This is a genomic window from Ignavibacteriota bacterium (assembly GCA_016713565.1).
In the GTDB taxonomy this organism is placed as follows: domain Bacteria; phylum Bacteroidota; class Ignavibacteria; order Ignavibacteriales; family Melioribacteraceae.
The window spans coordinates 24001-42758 of the sequence record JADJOX010000002.1 but is presented as its reverse complement, the minus strand read 5'-3'; the positions used below and the strand labels follow the sequence as shown (position 1 = coordinate 42758).

The window sequence follows — 18758 nt, the reverse complement described above, 5'->3', positions numbered from 1 at the left end:
TAAATATTTAATCAAATTTTACAACCGCAAGATTCGCCTATAATAAGACTTGTTCCAAGATTATGAGTTAAAGGCAGATTAAGATCAACTTCATTATGAATCATTTTAAGTAAATATTGTACCGCGTTATTTGCAAGCAATCCAATTGGAACTTTAACCGTCGTTAGTTTCGGAGATACTATTTGAGAAAGAAAAATATTATCAAACCCAACGACTGCAATATCTTCCGGAATTTTTATATTTAATTTTTTTGCAGCTTGATAAACACCAACTGCCATCATATCATTAGCCGCAAAAATTGCTTCCGGTTTATTTTTTTTGCTGAAAAATTTTTCTAATGCCAAAAATCCGGCATTCATAGAAAAATTTCCATTGAAAGTAAAATCGTCAGAATATTCAATTTCATTTTCTTCAAGAATATTTTGATAACCTTTAAATCTTTCTATGGCTTCATTATTTGCATCCGGTCCTTTTACCATAGCAATTTTTCTATAACCATGCATTATTAAATGTTCAACAACCGATTTTGCTCCAGAAAAATTATCTACTGTAAAATTTACAATGTTAATAATTTTTTTGCTCGCGTTTAAATATATAATCGGTATTTGATTATTCTTTAAAATAAATTCAATTTTTTTATTTATAGTCGGCGCCATTACAATAACGCCATCAACTCTACTAGACGCAATAAATTCTTTTACAGTCTCAATTTCATTACGCTGGTTATATGTACTTGAAACCATCAAATATTTATTTGCTTTATGTACTTCATCATCAATATTATGAATTACGCTCATAAAGAAATCACCATCAAGTTCAGGTAAAATTAATCCAATGGTATCAGTTCTTTTTGTTGAAAGACTTCTTGCAAAATGACTTGGTCTATATTCAAATTTTTCCGCAACGTTAATAATTTTTTTTCGTGTACTTTCCTTTATTGAGGTACTTCCGCTTAAAGCTCTTGATACTGTTGCCGTTGACACACCCGCTTCTTTGGCAATTGTGATAATATTAATATTTTTCATTATGCATGTTCACGGAATAGTTCTGTTAAATCAATCATTTAATGCTTCCCATCATAATTCCTTTAATGTAATATCTCTGTAAAGCTAAAAATACAATTATTACTGGAATAATTGTTATCACCGACCCTGCCATCATAAGCTCCGGATCTTTTGTATGTTCACCCATTAAATTAGCGAGAGCAACCGGCAATGTATACATTGAGTTATCTGTTAAAGCAATCAATGGCCACAGAAAATCATTCCAAACACCCATAAAAGTAAAAATTGCCAAAGTGACTAAAATTGGTTTTGAAAGCGGAAGCATAACTTTATAATAGATCTGAAAATCTGTCGCGCCGTCAATCCTTGCAGCTTCAATTAAACTATCTGGAATCGACATTGCGTATTGCCGTATTAAAAATATTCCGAAGATATTTGCCAATCCTGGAATAACAATTGCCATGTATGTATTTATTAGTCCAAGATTTTTAAGCATTAAAAATAATGGAAGCATTGTTACTTGTGCCGGAATTATCATTGAGCTCAGTAAAAGTTTGAAAAGTTTATCTTTTCCCGCAAATCTATATTTTGCAAATGCATATCCTGCCATTGAATTAAAAAACAGTGAAATGAATGTTATAATTATTGATAATGAAAGGCTATTTATAAAATTTGTCGCCACATTTAATCTTGTAAATAAAATATTATATTGATCATATGTAATTTGTTTCGGAAAAAATCTCGGCGGGTAAACGCTGGCTTGACCATCAGCCATAAAAGAAGCAGAGATCATCCAAACAAAAGGTGCAATGGTTATAAATCCGGAAATTATTAAGAAAACATATAACAATAATTTTTTCACTATTCTGTATCCGCAATTTTTTGAACTTTAAATTGAATTAACGTCGCAATAAAAATTATGAAAAACAAAACGAAAGCTATTGAAGCTGAATACCCCATATTCCACCATCGAAAACCTTCATTGTACATATATAAAACAATGCTTAACGTACTATTTAAAGGTCCGCCTTGAGTCATTACATACGGTTCGGCAAATAATTGAAAATATCCGATCATTGTGATAATACTTATAAATAATGTTGTTGGAGCTAACATAGGTATTGTAATTGATTTAAATTTTTGCCATTCGGTTGCTCCTTCAAGATCAGCGGCTTCATATAAATATTGTGGAATATTTTGGAGTCCTGCAATAAAGATTATCATATTGTAACCGAAACTTTTCCAAACCGACATAATCACTATCGCGGGCAAAGCTAAGTTTGGGTCACCCAGCCAGTCAATTGGATTTACGCCGAAAAAGCCAAGCATAAAGTTCAATATTCCAAATTTAGGATGATAAATAAATCTCCAAATTATTGATACGGCAATTAATGTAGTTACAACAGGAAGGAAATACGTTAGTCTGAATATACTTTTAAACTTTACAAGTTTTGAATTAAGTAAAAGCGCCGCTCCAAGTGAAACAGCTATTGATAACGGTCCGGCAAAAATGACAAAATAAAAAGTATTTTTAAGCGATTGCCAAAATAATGGATCATCAAATAGATCCAAATAATTTTGAAAGCCGATAAATCTCGCATTGGAGAAATCGCTTAACGCATAAATATCAAAATCAGTAAAACTAATTATGAAAGCGGATATAACTGGAATAAAGAAAAACGCAAATATTGCCAGCATTGCGGGCGCTAAGAATAAATAAGCAGCCGTTAATTTACTTTTAGAATTCAATTTTACCTTTTGGATTTAAAATTATTTTTTATTCAATAACCATCTTCTTTTTTCAAGAATTTTATTTACATCCTTATCCAAAGCCTTCAAAGCTTCATCTATTGTTAATGAATTCCTTGCAGCTAATTCCGCATACTGCTGAATTTTTGCGAAAGCTATCTGTTCCCATTCAGTAATTTTCGGAGTTTCGGTAACATTATGAAATTGTGCGAAAAAAGCCTGCATATATTCATTATTCGAAAATGAAGAATCATTCCATGCGTTTACAACAGAAGGTAAGTCATTAATCATATTGTAAAATTTAAGCTGAATATTCGGATCGGAAAGAAATTCAATAAATTTCCATACGGAATCTTTATTTGCGGATAAACTGCTTACAACTAGACTTGAACCGCCCGCCAATGAAGTTCCTGGATAGTTTCCGTCTTTTGACGGCATCGGCGCTGTTCCCCATTTATCGGCCAGGTTTCCTGTCATCCATTTTTTAAATTCCGGAATGTTCCAAGGACCAGAGATATACATTGAGAAATATTCTTCCGCAAATGCTTGATAAACATTTGTAACTTGGGAAAATCCAATTGGAGCAAGATCTTCTTTATGAAATTTAATTATGTATTCAAATGCTTCTTTAAACTCCTTTTCAGAAAACGCGCCGTATCTGTTATTATCTTTCAATATAGTTGAATTATTTTGAAGCGCGAATATTATAAAACTTGCCCATTCGTTAGTGGGAAGAAAAATAGCGTACTTTTCTTCATTCTTATGTAATGATTTTATTTTTTTTGAAGCATCATATAGTTCATCCCAAGTTTTAGGGAAAACCGAATATCCTGCTTTCGCCAAAACATCTTTTCTGTAAAATACAATTCTCGTATCAATGTACCATGGAATTCCAAATAATGAACCATCGATTATATTTGTATTCCAAATTCCTTCAAAGTAATTTTCTTTATTTATTGATCCGGAAATGTTTAAATACTTATCAAGATTTTCCAAAGCATTTAATGAAACAAATTGCGGAACCCATGTATTGCCTAACTGAAATACGTCCGGTAAATTATCACTTGCGTAAGCAGAAATTAATTTTTCCTGCGCGGCAGTCCATGGTATTGCTTGAACATTAACTTTTATTTTAGGGTGTTTTTTGTAAAACTCAGGAAGTAATTTTTGAACGTATTCACCTTCAGCACCCAACCCCCAAAATTTAATGGTGGTTATATTATTGTCAATTTTTTCACTTTTACAAGAAATAAAAAGCAAAATTATTATGGGCAATATTTTAATATAAACTTTCATTTATCACTTAATTAAAATCATACTTTTTGTTTCAATGAAACTTCCGGATTGTAAAGTGTAATAATAAATTCCACTCGAAAGATTTGTTCCGTCAAAAGTAATTTCATAACTACCTGGACTTTGGGCAATATTGGCAATTGTTTTTACAACACTGCCAAGTACATCGTAAACTATCAGTTTTACATTGGATATATTTCCTTTTAGGGATGCTGGTATACTATATTTTATTGTAGTGCTCGGATTAAATGGATTTGGATAATTTTGTTCAAGAACAAATTCATCCGGCAAATCCGGACGTACTTCAATGTCAGTTGGAGTTTCTGAATCAAAAAAAGGCGGATAACTATTAAACAAAGCTTGAATATTTTGGTCATTCATAAATAAATTCCAAAGCAATTGCGATCTGTAATTTTCGATCATACAAATAATCGGACCTTGATCTATTGCCAAATATCCGTCGCTGAACCATTCACCTTTTACACCATTGGATGCGTAAGTTAAATTGAACGCGTCTTTAAATCCGTATTTTCCCCATAATTTATTTTTGAAATTTCTATAGAAATATTTCATCGCTTGTTTTGAAGCGTAAGGAGTGTAAGGCATTGATGATAATGCCGCCGTAGGAGCAATTGTGCCGTTATCATTATTTGGTTCATGAGCAGTATAGCCAACGCCGGGAATTGAATAACTTGCCGTTAAACCCCAGCATTCATTACTATAGCCGGTAAAATTTTTGGGATTATCAATACAATAATTAAGGTTAATTAAACTTTGGTTGATGTTTTGTCCAAAGTAATTTGCGTATAAATCTCTTTTAACTCTTGGATCAAATCCAATAAATGAATAATGTGTAAAGAACAAAGGACCGCCGTAACCGCTTCCCACAGAAAGCGTTATTCCATATTTTGAATTTCCTGTGTACTTAATAGTGCCGTTATTTCCCCATCCTGATGAGTAATATTGTTTTGCAATAGGATATGTCGGAGAAGCAAGAGCTAATAAATAAGACATTAATGTTTCATTCCAGCCATGAAAAATAAAAGTGTCGCTAAAATTAAATCCCAACGTCGGCGACCAATTCCAGTAAAGTCCCGTCGAATTATTTCTATAAAAGTCCCAATCAATATTCTCCCAAAGCTGAGTAATTAAATTTCTAATTTGAGTTTCGGTATCATCTGACTGGTTAAAATATTGACGCGCGCACAATAAACCTTGCGCCATAAAACCGGTTTCAACAATATCCCCGCCGTTTTGAACTCCAAAGTTCACCACTTTTCCGGAAGCTCCATTAAACCAATGAGGAAATGCTCCATGAAATTTATCCATTTTATTCTGTAAAAAATTCGCAATCTTTAAAATTCGTTTTGCACCTTGTTCTCTTGTTATAAAGCCGCGTTCAATGCCAACCAAAATTGCCATAACACCAAAACCGCCGCCGCCTATTGTATTTGTCTTATCACTTTCATCAGGATGCCATCGTTCTCTTGCAACACCGGAATTTGGATCACCCCAATCCCAGAAATATCTAAACACAGCCCTTTGTACCATATCTAAAAATTCATCATCATCCATTTCATGCGTTAAAATTTGCGCTTCTTCACTTAGTGCGGATGAATTACCGGAACTGTCTATCGCTTGTATTTTATATTTTTCACTCGAGTTAAGCGAACCTATCCAAACCATTTTATTATTTATGGTTTTGGGCAGCATTTCCGAAAATGAAAATATGGAACCATTCCATTTATATATTATATAACTTTTCACATCCGAATTTTCCTCAACATCCCAGTAAAGGTCGCCATGTAATTCATAAGAATATGCTCTAAAATTATTTGGAATTGAAGGAGGAATTGTATCCTGGGAGAATATTTGTATTGAAGCAAAAAACAAAAGTACCACTTGAAATAAAAATTTTTGCATCGTAAAACCTTTTCGATTATAAAAAATTTTCGGGTAAAATATTATAGATTTACGATCGTTATTCCATAAATATTTTGTGAAATTATTTTACTCTTACTTTTAAGTTGAAATTTCAGTTCATATTCCCCTTTGGAAAATGAATTAGGAATTTGAACATTTATTTTTTCAAAATTTACAAAGTATGTTGAGTTAGGTTCGATATTTATATTTTCAATTTTCCCGATTTTTGTGTCATCAATCAAAATATCAATGTGTGAATTTTTTATTTCCGTGTAAAGATCGTTAACAATGTATATATCAAAATTTAATTTTGAATTCTGGAAATACTGGTCCTGCCGTAAATTAATTGAAAGTAAAATAGGTGCGTAAGAATCTTGTATTGTATAAAAACCTTTTTTCTTTTCAAAATAATAATCAACTACCGACCAAGTAATGGAAGGCCAGCAATCAATGAACATGAATTGAAAAATGCCAGTTATACCTTTGTTCTTCTTTCTTCTGTAAAAATGAATCGCTTTCCATAGAAGTTCAGATTGATAATTTTGAGAATTTTCAATAAAATCATCAATGTTCTTACCTATTTTAATTTTTGCGATATTGAAGTTTGTGTCAGGTTGAAAATCATGATATTTCCAGTGATTAAAATCCGGCGGAAATAATTTACTTTTAGGAATAAACTTTTCGATGGATTTCTTATTCGGTAATGCCTGCGCGCCGAATTCTGTAACTAATGGTCCCATCGGCACAGCCGCAAAATGTTCAAGGTTTCCCCAATACCATCCGTCATAAGGATGTTCTTCATAATTGGATGCTAATCTTATAATTCTAGATTGATCTACACTTTGAACCGCGTCATATAAGAATTTGTCTAAAGTTTTTATCTGTTCACCAGGTTCATTGTGGCAGCACCAAAACGCAATGGAAGGATGATTATAAAGCTGTTCAACCATTTCTTTAATCTGCGCAACAGCATTTGAAGCAAATTTTTCGGATTCATCGTATGTCCATTGCAATGAAAAATCCTGCCAAAGTAAAATTCCCATTTTGTCGAATTCATCATATAATTCTTTTCTATTAACATGCGCGTGAACTCTTACAATATTTATATTTGCTTCTTTTATTAAACCTACTATTTTCTCAATTCTATCCGAATTTAATTCGCTTAAAAATTGTGTTGGAATAATATTAGTGCCCCGCAAAAAAAGTTCTTTATCATTAAGATAGAATCGATTCTCGTTATCTAAATGAATTTTTCTAATTGCAAAGTTTTTACTGAACGAAGTAAATTTTTTAATTTCAATTTCCAGATCATATAAATATGGCTGCCCTAAATCCCAGCTCCACCAAAGGATTGGATCCTTTATCTCGAAAACAAAATTTAATTTATTTTTACCCGGGTTAATTAAAACTTCTTGCTCAAATTTGTTTTTATTTTTTTGTTTTTTACTTGTTGAAAATCTAACAATTGTTTTTTGCGGCTCATCAATGTTGGATAGATAATTAATTACAACATTTAGTTTAGCGGTTTTTAAATTCTCACTTAGGTACGAAGTGATCTTAGTATTTTCAATATATATTTTTTCATCTATAATTAAATCAACATCATTCCAAATTCCGCCGGTATTTTGATCCTGCCCAAATTCATAACTCCAAGCGCCTGGCCTGCAATCATGGTGATTAAATATTCCTTTAATTAATTGTTTTTTCAGCGGCCAAACCTTTTCTGGTTCTTCTTTGGGTGAATTTACTCTTACAATCAAATCGTTTGTTTTATTGAATGCGATACATTTTGAAACATTAAAATAAAATTCTTGAAAGTATCCTTCATGGTGTCCCAAATATTGTCCGTTAAGCCAAACGTCAGTAAAATAATCAACGCCGTTAAATTTTATTACAGATAAATTATTTTCTTTATTTTGAGATTGAATCTTAAATGATCTTTTAAACCAGACCGTACCCGAAAAATTATTTAATCCGCAAATCTGCCAATTATTCGGAATACTCATTTCATTTAAATTATTTGATTCGAATCTCGAATTGATTTCGGCAAAAGTAAATTTGGAATCCGAGTCAGCAATAAATTTCCAATTTCCATTTAAGGAAAGATTTAACATAATAATCCCAGAAAGTTAACCTAAATACACGTTGATATTAACTTCATTTTTGTTTTCAACTAAAATAACATTTGAATTTGTAACTTTTCCGTCTATTTCGATTTTCTTTATTCCGTAATTTACATTATGATCGTTATGAACTTTAATAAAATAATTAACACCTCTAAATTTTCTTTTAATTTTAAATCCATTCCATTCTTTTGGAATATGCGGATCGATCACCAAACCTTCATTTGTTGCGCGAATTCCCAGAATAAAATCAACAATAACTTTTTGAAACCAAGATGCGGATCCTGTATACCACGTCCAACCTGCCATTCCATAGTTGGGTGAATCAGGACCGTCAATATTTCCGGGCATAACGTAAGGCTCGGCTACATATTTATCAGGATTTAAACCCGAATAAATAGGACACATTTTTTTAAATACATCGTAAGCTGTTTCCGAATCATTCAAAAGCGTGTATGCCCAAATTGACCAAGTTGCGGCGTGAGAATAAACTCCTCCGTTTTCTCTTCTTCCGGCGGCGTACCTTGAAAGGTATCCAATATATTTATCAGGTTTGGAATATGCAGGCTGAAGAAGTAAAGCTCCATTATCTCGCAGCAGATGTTTTCTTACAGCTTCCATCGCTAAAGTTTTTTTATCGTTTTCGGCAATATCACTAATCACTGCCCATGACTGAGGATTTAAATATATTTTACCTTCTTCACATTCTTTACTTCCTATTTTCTCACCAGAGTCTTTTGTACCTCTATAATACCACTCGCCATCCCAAGCATGCATATTAAACGCTTTTTTCAAATCATCTTTGGCAGCGGTAAATTTGTCAAATATTTCATAATCACCTTTAAAAATTGTATATGGCAAAAACCTTTGAATTACATCATATAAAAATTCAGTAAGCCAAATCGATTCGCCTTTCATTTCTAATCCAACGGCGCTCAAACCGTCATTCCAATCACCGGCGCCGATCAGAGCTAATCCACGCGGACTAATTCTTGAAAGTACTTTATAAATCGCTTTTAAACAATGTTCATATATTGAAAATTTCTTCTCTTTATCATCATAAAATGGTTCTAAATGATCCAATATCTTTAAGTCATTTGTCTCTTGAATATAATGAGAAACAACATACGGCAGCCATAAAAGATCATCAGTCATTTTAGTTTCCAATCCGGTTTCACTTATTGGATGCCACCAGTGAAGAACCGAACCGTCGCTTAATTGATGACGGGCATGAAGTCTTATTTGATTTTGAGTTAAATTCGGATCAATGGGCAAATAAACAAGACTGTCCTGCAGTTGATCTCTAAAACCAAATGCGCCGCTTTGCTGATAGTACGCGGTTCTACCCCACAGTCTGCCTGCAATTGCCTGATAACGAACCCATTTATTTACAAAAATGTTCATCGCTTCATCTGGCGTATCAATTGTAGTTTCAGATAAAATTTCATTCCATTTATTTTTAACATTCTGCAAAGAAACGTCTAACTGGTCTTTACTCCAATAATTTTCCGTTATCTTTTTTATTTGGTCTTCACTTTCAGCAATTCCAAGATAATAGGCAACGTTTTCAAAGTGATTGGGCTTAATCTTTAAATCAATTTTGAGCGAAGCAATTGAATCATAAAATTTTCCGCAAGTATTGGATAAATTCCCTTTTACAACTGCAGCGGGTTTTTCCAAATTTCCGTAGTTTCCAATAAATAATTCTTTATCGCATTCAAATTGCGAAACGCTTCTATTGGCGGCAAAATAAGCGATATATGGATAATCAATATTCCAATGACCTCTATCCCCTAAAGGAATATCCCAAATTCTTTTTTTTGCCAGAATTCCGTTTACATTAGAATTAAAATCAGTTTCGAGAAATTGTTTATGGAATTCACGATGATGATCATTCGAAGAACCCAAGACCCATTCAAAGTAATTTATGATGGAAATATCAGCTTCTTCATTCGAATCGTTTTTAATTGTAAAGTCCCAAATTTCCAAATTATTATCAAATGGAACGAATAAGCAAATTTCTACAATAATTTTTTTATACTCAGCAGTAAATTTTGTGTAACCGATTCCATGAACGCATTTATATTTATCAAGGCTGGTTTTCACCGGTTTCCAAGTTGGGCTCCATATTTCATTTGTCTTATTATTTCTGATATAAAAGTATTTCCCCCAATTATCTTGTATAAGATCCTGATGCCATCTTGTAATTCTATTGAATTCGGAATGTTCGTTCCAGCTAAATCCGCCGCCGGTTTGTGAAATTATTACACCATGATTTCCATTCGAAATAACGTTAACCCAAGGCTTGGGTGTCATTGGATTTTTAATATTATACTCAGTGCCGTCATCGGTAAAAAAACCATATTTTGTTTCAAACTTTGCCATAGTAATATGCCAATTTTTAGTTATTAATTAACATTGAATAAAAATTTATGTAAACGCTTACATTTTAAATTATGCAATCATCAAATAATTGTCAAGTCATTTTGACACCATTGGTGGAAATTTAAATTAATTTGTTTAATTGAATAATGATAAATCTACATTTGCAAATAATCTTTAAACAATTTCTTTCCAAAATTATTTTTCTCGGGATTAGTACAAAAAATACTGTTACCAAAACTAAATCTATGCTGACAAAATTTATTGTTTTCCATACAAATTGTTAGATTATTGTCGCAGGTGAGTTTCGATTTGCAGATCTCAAATTCTGCCTTTTGCTTAGATTGGTAATTTTCAAGCCGGGACATATATTCCTTTAATTTTAATTAAAAAAATTCCCTGACCAAAATGAAGTAAGATTTTTTGCGATTTTAAAATTAGATAAATATTAATTTTTGCAAATAAAAATTTCAAACTGTAATATTTTATTTATGTACATAATAATTTAATTTAATAATAAATAATAATTTCAGCATTTATGTTGCCTCCGAAATTTTCAATTTCCCATAATCTAATAATTCCGGAGGCGTGAGGGGGTGAAGCAATTTTTTAAGTATCGTTAAATCATTACATGCAATTATACTATAGTTTTAAATAAAAGAAATCAGTATAAATACTTAAGTTTAGCAATTATTAATTTATAAGAACAATTATTCCGTTTAAGGCTCCTTAAACAAGTTTTTAAGTCAAAAAAATGATAATAATAATACAATAAAAAAATTCTTTACAAATTTGTAAGTATAAGTACTTACAAATTTCGTAGACCATTTTAAATACAAAGTAAATATTACGTATTTGTACTGATTTCTTTTTTTGATAAAACTTTTATTTTCTCCCACCATTAAATAGGGAGATTATATGCTACATCAAAAAATTATTTTTTACGCAATTTTGTTATTAGAAGTTTATTCAAAAATTATAGTTGGTCAGGAAATAGGAAAAATCTTCATATTAAGCGACGCTGAGTCTCAGTTCGGAACTGTTGAATGTGAATTTATTCTAGAGAAAGATGTATTAAAAAGTATGCTGAAAAATACCTTAAATTATGTTATGTTTAATAATTATGAAAATGATTTGACAATCTTAGGAGATGACAGAATCGTATTATTTTCTTCAAATACTTATGTAGAAAAAGATGATGTTTTTCATCTTTTCAGCAAAAGCAACGTGGAAAAATTAATGAATTTGGGAAATAGCAAATTTTGTAATTTTCAAAAAAGAGAAAAGGCTTTTACTATTCAAAATGGTCAATTTGTATTAGAATTCAGCATCCCCTGTCCCCCTATGTGTCATTAATGAAAAGTTGGGAAATCATAGGTTTAATTTCGATAATTACTTGGACGATAGTACCATTTTTCTATCGTTCAAGTAAACATTTTTACTTCTTTTTAGTACTAACTGCAGCTGATCTTTCAACAATTATTATTTCCAGAATTTTTCATGATTTTCCACAAGTTCTATGGGTCCCATTTGTTTATTTGTCATTAGCAATGATAAATAGATATAAAATTTATAAAAATAGGTATTTGATATTTGCTGGATTAATGATTTCAACAATAGTTGGAATAAATTCGTCTGTTGTTATTCAAATGTATATTGTGTTAATTGTTCAAGTACTTTCATTCTTTATTTTTGCGCGTTATTTAATTTCTATTTTTATTGAAGAGAATAAAATTGATTTTTTTTATTTGACAATGGTTTTTTATGAAGTGCTGAATATATTAAAACTTATTGCGTACTTAAAACAATTAAGTTCCGGACTAAATTTTTATTTTGCGGTAAATATTTTACAAATTTTAATTGGGATATTTTTAGTTACGTTAGTAATATTTAAAAAACAAAAAATTAGAGAAATAAAGAGCTAAAAAAAGTGTCATTTTATTTTAGCATTTAATATGACCGCATACCTTATAAGTTGTCCTACAGTTTTAAAACCGAACGTGCTCATTATTCTGTGGCGATGAGTTTCAACCGTTCTTTTACCGATTTTCAATTCAACGGCAATCTGCTCAGTTGAATAACCTTCTCCAATTAATTTTAATATTTCTATTTGTTTTTTGGTCAGTCCTTTTATTGTTTCGTTTTTGCCCTTCGATTCTATTTGATCGAACCTTTTTATAATTTCGTTTAATTCTTCTTCATTTTTATTGAAAAAATACATATCCCCATTATTTACAATTTTAATTGCGTTTACAAGTTCATCACGAAGGCAATTTTTACTTAACAAACCCAAACCACCGGCTTTCAAAATTGAATAAATATAATCGTCACCGCTGTATTGAGATAGAAATAAAACTTTAGCTTCTTTATATTTATTTATGATTGTCGAAACCGCTTCCGGACCCGATTTAATTGGCATACTTATATCTGTTAAGATAACATCGGGCTTTAATTCAAAGAATTTTTTTCTAAAGCTCTACCGTCTTCAGCTTCACCCACAATTACAATTTCTAGGGAATCTTTTAGTAAACTTCTTATTCCTTCTCTAAACAAATTATGATCGTCTGCAATTAGAACTCTAACCATGAATTTTTTCCATCTCAAATTTGATAAAAATTGTTGTCCCTTCATCGGGAGCTGAAATTATGTTCATTGTACCGTTATAATTTTCTGCTCTTTCTCTAATATTCAGTAATCCCAATGAAGATCTACCTTCGCTCAAATATTCGCTGACATTAAATCCTATTCCATCATCGGAAATTACTAATTTTAGCTGATTTTCATCACTTAAAAACTGAATAAAAAATTCAGAACATTTAGCATGCTTGATTATATTACTGATACTTTCCTGACAAATTCTGTAAATATTTAATTCATATTCTTTACTTAACGTTCCCATAACATAATTAGTAGTAAGATAACCTTTTAAATTATTTTGATTATTTATCGTATCAATAATTGATTTTAACGCCGCAACCAAACCAAATTCATTAAGTATTCTTGGTCTTAATTGGTGTGATATATCTCTAATTTCATATATCAATTCGTCAACAGATTTTACTAAATTGTCAATATCTGCCTTATGATAATCGCTGTTTTTTAAATTTTGTAAACTTATTTTCAGCAATAAAAGATTCTGACCCGCACTATCATGAAGTTCTTTACCTAATTTTTCCTTTTCGTCTTCATTAACCGTTTCTATTTTTTTCTTTAGTTGCTTTAAACTTTCCTGATTAAGTTTTATCAGTTTTTCATATTCAATTCTTTGAGTAATATCCCTAAGATAAATATGACTGAAGCAGAAATTTTCTATTTTTTTTGTTACGGCACTGTAATATTTATTATTAAATGAAATTTCAATTGGATTGTCCGAATTCGGTAAATAACTATAGTTTTCAAAATTCCGAATACATTATTGTTTTAAAATATTTGGACCGAATTCCTTAACTGCAGAATTATTAAGTTCAATTATTAAATTGTTTTCATCTATTCTTATTACCGGATCCGGATCAACTTCGGCAAATAAAGCTGAAAGTTTTAAATTTTTCAATTCCAATTCGGCTTTTTTCTTTCGCAGCGGACTTATATATTCTTTTTTTATAAGAAACAAAATAATTATTAATAAAACAATTATAGTTAACCCGTAGATAAGCGGGTTTTCCGCCGAAAAAAAACTCCGAATATATCTGTTGGTTCCATTTTAAAAAAAGTAAGTATAAGTACTTAAATATTTTTATCAGTTATTGTTTAATTATTGCTTAATAATAACATTTCTTCATTTTTTTCAGTATAAGTAATAGTACTGATTTTTTTTCAAATTCCGCTAATTATCTTTGTAAAAATAATATTTTAAAATGATAAAAAGACGAGTTATTAGAAGCCGTAAAGAGAAAAACGATATCACGATCCTGGGAAATCCATTTGAATATTGGAATCCCAAATATAAAGATGATATAATTGAAGAAATTGAAACGGGACTTTACTATTACTATATAGAGTCTGAGAATAATACTGAAATTGAGATTAAAATAATTAAAATAAACAATAGAAAATTTCTAACAACCGACTCTAAATTAATAGCAAATAAATTATTAGAACTTCCTGATTGCTAATTTGTTTATGATAATTTTTACTTGCTTTGTTCTAATTTTATTCTGAATGAATAGGGATTGTTTAATTCTAATATTTTTTACAACTAAGATAAAGCATAAAATTTAATACTACAAATTATGTTTATCACAATTTAAATTTTATATATTTATTATTTTGAGCTACTTTTATTGATTCGATATTAAAGTAGATTTTTTGATGAAAGAATGTAATCTTTATTTTATTATAACAAGAATTAAAAACGATACTTTTACAAATAAAGACGTAAGTCAGTTAATAGATTACTGTATAAAAACTGCTATTTCATTTCTAAGAAATAATTACAAAACAAGAATTAACAGCAATTTATTTTCGGAAGAATCAATTAGCGATTTGGCAATTGACTCAATAATTCCTTTGGTGGTAAAAACAATGAAGGCATTCTTGGAATTAAAAAATCAATCCTTACTTGGGATGAAGAAATAAAAAATGAAATAGACGCACAATTTTTTATTTCAAAATTAATTTGGAAAAGAGCAGATCAGACAATAACAAAACTACTCAAAGAAAAAGATCCTTTTTTTGAAAAGATAATTAAAACTCTGAATTTTTGTATCTCCAAAAATAATATTAAGAAAATACGTTATTTTGGAACAGTTTACGTTGTTGAAGAAAATGTAAAAGAATTGCCCGGCAATCTTATAAAATTTGAAGATTTCAGCAAAATCCCAGTTGAATTTTTCGGATTCAAGCAGATTGTATTATTTGAAAAACTACTGGATCACATAAAAACAAAAACAGAATATTTCCCGGCAATTCCACTTAATTTATTGGTTAAACGCGTAAAAGAGTTTCATTTAAGCAGTCGTCAAATATCAATCAACGAATATTCATATATCAATAATGCATTTGTTTATGAGGATATTTTGAAAAATGAACTTTCCAGTCTGCAAAATAGAATAAATACATTTTATATCCCAAATTCAAAATTAACAAAAAAAGATGCGGAACTAATAATGGCTTCCTTCCGGGATATTTCAAAAGATATGTTGAATGGCGGGATAAGCGGGAGTTTGTTTGATTATCTAAAAAATAGAAAAGAATCATTAACTTCTGAGCAATTTTATTCGGATTACCATTCCATAATGAACTGTTTATTTAAGAATTTTAAAAACAGAATACTTGAGGGAATTAAATAGTTCCTAAATATTTTGCTATTTTAAATTTTAATCATATTTTACTTGACACTCGTATTATCATTTACCTCTTTTTATAAATATCTTTGTACTTATAATTTCTATTTAATAATGAATTATGAATTCCATTTATAAACTTACTTTATATTAATTAGTTAACTTATTTATTTGCAATAAGTTATTTTTTTTGTAATTTTAATTCATTATTTTGATATTTATTCTAAACTAAAGTTGAAAAAGACTCGATAATTTGTTGACATTCAAGGATACAAAATGGAAAATTTTAATTTAACATTCTTTACAATACTATTAGTATTATTTCTTTTGGTGAATTTTGCATATAAAAGGTTTCCACGGAACAATGAAAAATTGCTAAAAATGCTAACTGATGATAAATCTTAATTAGAGGAGAGATTCATTTTGGACAGAACAAAATTATCTTATTCAAGAATTTTAATTAACGATAGTAACAATGATTATATAAGCAACACTTTATTTGAAGAGGAACAACACATCAAAGATGAGATAAAGAAAAGAAAATTAAAGCTTATTGGATTGGGCTCACTTTATATTGTACTAATTTTAGTATCATTTACTTTATTAGCATAAAAATTTTTATATAATACAACCTATACATTTAAAACAAAAAAGTGATTTCAAATCACCTTTTTCTAAAAAATCTTTTCACTATTTGGGTTTTTCAAGTTCTGACTTAGATTTAACTTTTGATTTTCCATTCTGATTTTGACCGTTTCTAGCATAAATATAAGCATATTTATAATATGATCCGTAACTGTTCTGCAGTTCAAAATTATTAAGAAGCGCTCCAATAAACGAACTTTCTTGCCCAGATTTTAACAGAGATACTGCTTTAGTCATTAAATCGGAATCGGTGCTATTTGCCGATACGACCAAAATTGTTTCATCAACTAGTTTTGAAAGGATTTCAGCATCTGTAACGGTAAGAATTGGAGGTGAATCCACAATTATAATATCAAATTCATTTGAAAGTTTTTCATAAAAGATTTCATTCCACGAGAATCTAAGATTTCAGAGGGATTGGGAGTGAATTGTTCCAGCTGTAATCATTGAAAGATTTTCAACTATTGTTTTTCTTTCAATCTCTTCAAATGAAGCGCGTCCAATAAAATAATCAGTAAATCCGGGAAAACGCTTTTCATTAAAGATACTGTGGACTCTGGGTTTTCTTAAATCACAGTCTAAAATTACTGTTCTTTTATTAGCTAACGCAAAACTACCTGCTAAATTTACCGCAATTGTCGATTTTCCTTCACCAGGGCCGATGAAGTACTATTGACTTTGCTTCTCCATCTATCATAGAATACCGAATTCTCGTTCTAATAGCCTTAAAAGCTTCACTGGCAACAGAATCCGCATTATCCGAAATTATAAATTCTTTTCCTTTTTTATTTGTTTCCACTTATTGTTTTTACTCTAGGAACCCAGCCAATTAAATTTATATTTCTGTCCTCAATATCCTCAGGGTTTTTATTCTTCTATCAAAATAATTAAGAATGAGTGCATATCCTACCGCAAGTCCCAAACCTAAAACCAAGCCTATAAGAACTATTAATTTTCGATTTGGTTTAGAAGGCTCTTTCGGAGTTCTTGCAAAATTTAATACTAAAACAGATCCTGTAGTAGACTGTCTATTAATTAAAGCTTCCTGGTACTTTTCCTCCAATAAAAGATATAATTTTTCGTTTGCCATTTGTTCTCTTTGGTATCTGGCAAGACCGATTGTCTTTTCTGGAAGTGATTCAAATCTTTTTCATAACCGTTAAGGAAACCTTTTAATTTATTATATGAGGCTTCATGAGCCTGGAATTTAATTTGTTCTTCAAATATTTTTTGAGTCAGTGATTTTATTTCTTCAGGGCTCGCGGCAAGAATTGTTGCTTTATATTCCTGCATGCTTTCTTTCAACTTCTTTTTTAAATCTGCCAACTTATCATCGTACTGTTTTATTAATTCTTTGTTTGAGCCAGCATTTTTGGATGAATTTGCCATCGCAATATCTTTTTGAGTTTCTACTTCCGCTATTTGCTCTTGCAATCTTGCTAAATATGGCTCAGCGGTTTTATTTTCCAAGTATTCGGAAATAGTAGGATCCTTTTTCTTTAGCTCATCTTTGTATTGATTTAAGTTTTCTTTTGCGATTGAAAGTTCAACCTGCGATGAGTTTACCTTTGTTTCAAGATCTGTAATAGTTTCAATAAGAGCCTTTGCTTGTTCCCCTAGTTCTACAACTCCGCCTTTCCTTTGATAATTTGTTAAATTATCTTCAGATTGAATTAATTGCTCTAACTTTTCATTTCTCTGACTAAATAAAAATTCTTTAACTTTTGATACCTGTTTCCTATTATCCAATAAGTTAAATTCTCTATAAACTTTTGTATATGTGTTAGCTATGAGTGAGGCTTCATATGGTGAAGGAGATTCAACTGAGATTTCAATAAAATCCAAACCTCTTTTCTGTTCTACCGAAACTTTATCTTCAAGAACCTTTAAAATATTATCATATGATTTTAAACCTTTTTTCTTATCACTGAAATAATTTTTATCAACTACCAAAGAAAACATTTCATTGTTTTTGGAAGTAATAAAAGAGTCCATAATTTCGGTTGCGACTTGTTCCGTTATAGTTATATTTTTTATAGTTTCAATTTCATTTGCTATGAATCTATCAGCTTGATTTCTCCTCCAAACTCCGGTAGAAAAGAAGAAGCATCAAGAATACTTCCTTTTGGCTCGGAAATTTTCAAAACAGTATTTGCTTTATAAATATCTGTTGCGGTTGCGGCATAAATAATAGACAATACTAAGATAGTAAGTGAAATAATCATAACACTAACAAGATGGTTTCTGATTATGTTGACATAATCTTTTAACTTGTGTGTTTCTTCATCCGGAAATAAATCTTTTAAGTGATTTGTATCATTATTACCGGAATTATTATATTGCAACCCCAAGTTGTC

The 18758-nt window shown here is 30.3% G+C and carries 22 protein-coding genes; 6 read left to right on the top strand and 16 right to left on the bottom strand.

Features of this window, described 5'->3' with window-relative positions; translation table 11 throughout:
* Window positions 1-11: 11 nt before the first annotated feature.
* The 7 genes from IPK06_02450 to IPK06_02420 all read right to left on the bottom strand — a co-directional run bounded on the left by IPK06_02450 (window position 12) and on the right by IPK06_02420 (window position 10477).
* Window positions 12-1025: a LacI family DNA-binding transcriptional regulator gene (locus tag IPK06_02450; GenBank protein ID MBK7978875.1), complete on the bottom strand. Its 1014-nt coding sequence runs from the start codon at window positions 1023-1025 to the stop codon at window positions 12-14.
* Between the two features lie 34 nt (window positions 1026-1059).
* The gene (locus IPK06_02445; GenBank protein MBK7978874.1) at window positions 1060-1797 is read right to left on the bottom strand and encodes a carbohydrate ABC transporter permease; all 738 of its coding nucleotides are present in this window, start codon (window positions 1795-1797) and stop codon (window positions 1060-1062) included.
* A gap of 68 nt (window positions 1798-1865) precedes the next feature.
* Window positions 1866-2702, bottom strand: coding sequence for a sugar ABC transporter permease (locus tag IPK06_02440; GenBank protein ID MBK7978873.1), 837 nt, complete (start codon window positions 2700-2702; stop codon window positions 1866-1868).
* Between the two features lie 72 nt (window positions 2703-2774).
* Complete coding sequence (locus IPK06_02435) at window positions 2775-4049, bottom strand: sugar ABC transporter substrate-binding protein (GenBank protein ID MBK7978872.1); 1275 nt, start codon at window positions 4047-4049, stop codon at window positions 2775-2777.
* 3 nt (window positions 4050-4052) lie between these two features.
* Complete coding sequence (locus IPK06_02430; protein MBK7978871.1) at window positions 4053-5969, bottom strand: T9SS type A sorting domain-containing protein; 1917 nt, start codon at window positions 5967-5969, stop codon at window positions 4053-4055.
* Window positions 5970-6010: 41 nt separating this feature from the next.
* Window positions 6011-8083, bottom strand: a complete 2073-nt coding sequence (locus IPK06_02425) for a beta-galactosidase (protein ID MBK7978870.1) — start codon at window positions 8081-8083, stop codon at window positions 6011-6013.
* A gap of 15 nt (window positions 8084-8098) precedes the next feature.
* On the bottom strand, window positions 8099-10477 hold the full coding sequence (locus IPK06_02420) for a glycosyl transferase family 36 (protein MBK7978869.1): 2379 nt from the start codon (window positions 10475-10477) through the stop codon (window positions 8099-8101).
* 915 nt (window positions 10478-11392) lie between these two features.
* Here IPK06_02420 and IPK06_02415 point away from each other — a divergent pair.
* Together IPK06_02415 and IPK06_02410 are read left to right on the top strand one after the other, a co-directional pair.
* Window positions 11393-11830 (top strand): hypothetical protein, encoded by a 438-nt coding sequence (locus IPK06_02415; protein ID MBK7978868.1) that lies wholly within the window; start codon window positions 11393-11395, stop codon window positions 11828-11830.
* Complete coding sequence (locus IPK06_02410) at window positions 11830-12399, top strand: hypothetical protein (protein MBK7978867.1); 570 nt, start codon at window positions 11830-11832, stop codon at window positions 12397-12399. Before IPK06_02415 ends, IPK06_02410 begins: the two co-directional genes overlap by 1 nt.
* Before the next feature lie 8 nt (window positions 12400-12407).
* On the opposite strand, the gene IPK06_02405 is transcribed toward IPK06_02410, so the two are convergent.
* The 4 genes from IPK06_02405 to IPK06_02390 all read right to left on the bottom strand — a co-directional run bounded on the left by IPK06_02405 (window position 12408) and on the right by IPK06_02390 (window position 14084).
* A complete protein-coding gene (locus IPK06_02405) occupies window positions 12408-12893 on the bottom strand; it encodes a response regulator transcription factor (GenBank protein ID MBK7978866.1) in 486 nt (161 codons plus the stop codon).
* Window positions 12894-12922: 29 nt separating this feature from the next.
* Complete coding sequence (locus IPK06_02400) at window positions 12923-13060, bottom strand: hypothetical protein (protein MBK7978865.1); 138 nt, start codon at window positions 13058-13060, stop codon at window positions 12923-12925.
* A complete protein-coding gene (locus tag IPK06_02395; protein ID MBK7978864.1) occupies window positions 13053-13601 on the bottom strand; it encodes a hypothetical protein in 549 nt (182 codons plus the stop codon). Before IPK06_02395 ends, IPK06_02400 begins: the two co-directional genes overlap by 8 nt.
* Window positions 13602-13886: 285 nt before the next feature.
* Window positions 13887-14084 (bottom strand): hypothetical protein, encoded by a 198-nt coding sequence (locus IPK06_02390; protein MBK7978863.1) that lies wholly within the window; start codon window positions 14082-14084, stop codon window positions 13887-13889.
* A gap of 244 nt (window positions 14085-14328) precedes the next feature.
* Between IPK06_02390 and IPK06_02385 the strand changes: the two genes are divergently transcribed.
* From IPK06_02385 to IPK06_02370, 4 genes are all read left to right on the top strand, one after another.
* Window positions 14329-14586: a hypothetical protein gene (locus tag IPK06_02385; GenBank protein MBK7978862.1), complete on the top strand. Its 258-nt coding sequence runs from the start codon at window positions 14329-14331 to the stop codon at window positions 14584-14586.
* Window positions 14587-14782: 196 nt separating this feature from the next.
* Window positions 14783-15049, top strand: a complete 267-nt coding sequence (locus IPK06_02380) for a hypothetical protein (GenBank protein MBK7978861.1) — start codon at window positions 14783-14785, stop codon at window positions 15047-15049.
* 200 nt (window positions 15050-15249) lie between these two features.
* Entirely contained in the window at window positions 15250-15762 is a 513-nt protein-coding gene (locus tag IPK06_02375; GenBank protein MBK7978860.1) for a hypothetical protein, read from the top strand.
* 417 nt (window positions 15763-16179) lie between these two features.
* On the top strand, window positions 16180-16368 hold the full coding sequence (locus tag IPK06_02370; protein MBK7978859.1) for a hypothetical protein: 189 nt from the start codon (window positions 16180-16182) through the stop codon (window positions 16366-16368).
* 78 nt (window positions 16369-16446) lie between these two features.
* Here IPK06_02370 and IPK06_02365 read toward each other — a convergent pair whose 3' ends face one another.
* From IPK06_02365 to IPK06_02345, 5 genes are all read right to left on the bottom strand, one after another.
* Window positions 16447-16743, bottom strand: a complete 297-nt coding sequence (locus IPK06_02365; protein MBK7978858.1) for a hypothetical protein — start codon at window positions 16741-16743, stop codon at window positions 16447-16449.
* A 66-nt stretch (window positions 16744-16809) separates the two neighbouring features.
* Window positions 16810-17064, bottom strand: a complete 255-nt coding sequence (locus IPK06_02360) for a hypothetical protein (protein ID MBK7978857.1) — start codon at window positions 17062-17064, stop codon at window positions 16810-16812.
* A 172-nt stretch (window positions 17065-17236) separates the two neighbouring features.
* A complete protein-coding gene (locus tag IPK06_02355; protein MBK7978856.1) occupies window positions 17237-17491 on the bottom strand; it encodes a hypothetical protein in 255 nt (84 codons plus the stop codon).
* Window positions 17437-18396, bottom strand: coding sequence for a hypothetical protein (locus tag IPK06_02350; protein ID MBK7978855.1), 960 nt, complete (start codon window positions 18394-18396; stop codon window positions 17437-17439). Before IPK06_02350 ends, IPK06_02355 begins: the two co-directional genes overlap by 55 nt.
* 59 nt (window positions 18397-18455) lie before the next feature.
* Window positions 18456-18752 carry a hypothetical protein gene (locus IPK06_02345; protein ID MBK7978854.1) on the bottom strand — a complete coding sequence of 99 codons (297 nt, stop codon included), beginning with the start codon at window positions 18750-18752 and terminating at the stop codon, window positions 18456-18458.
* Window positions 18753-18758 lie beyond the last annotated feature (6 nt).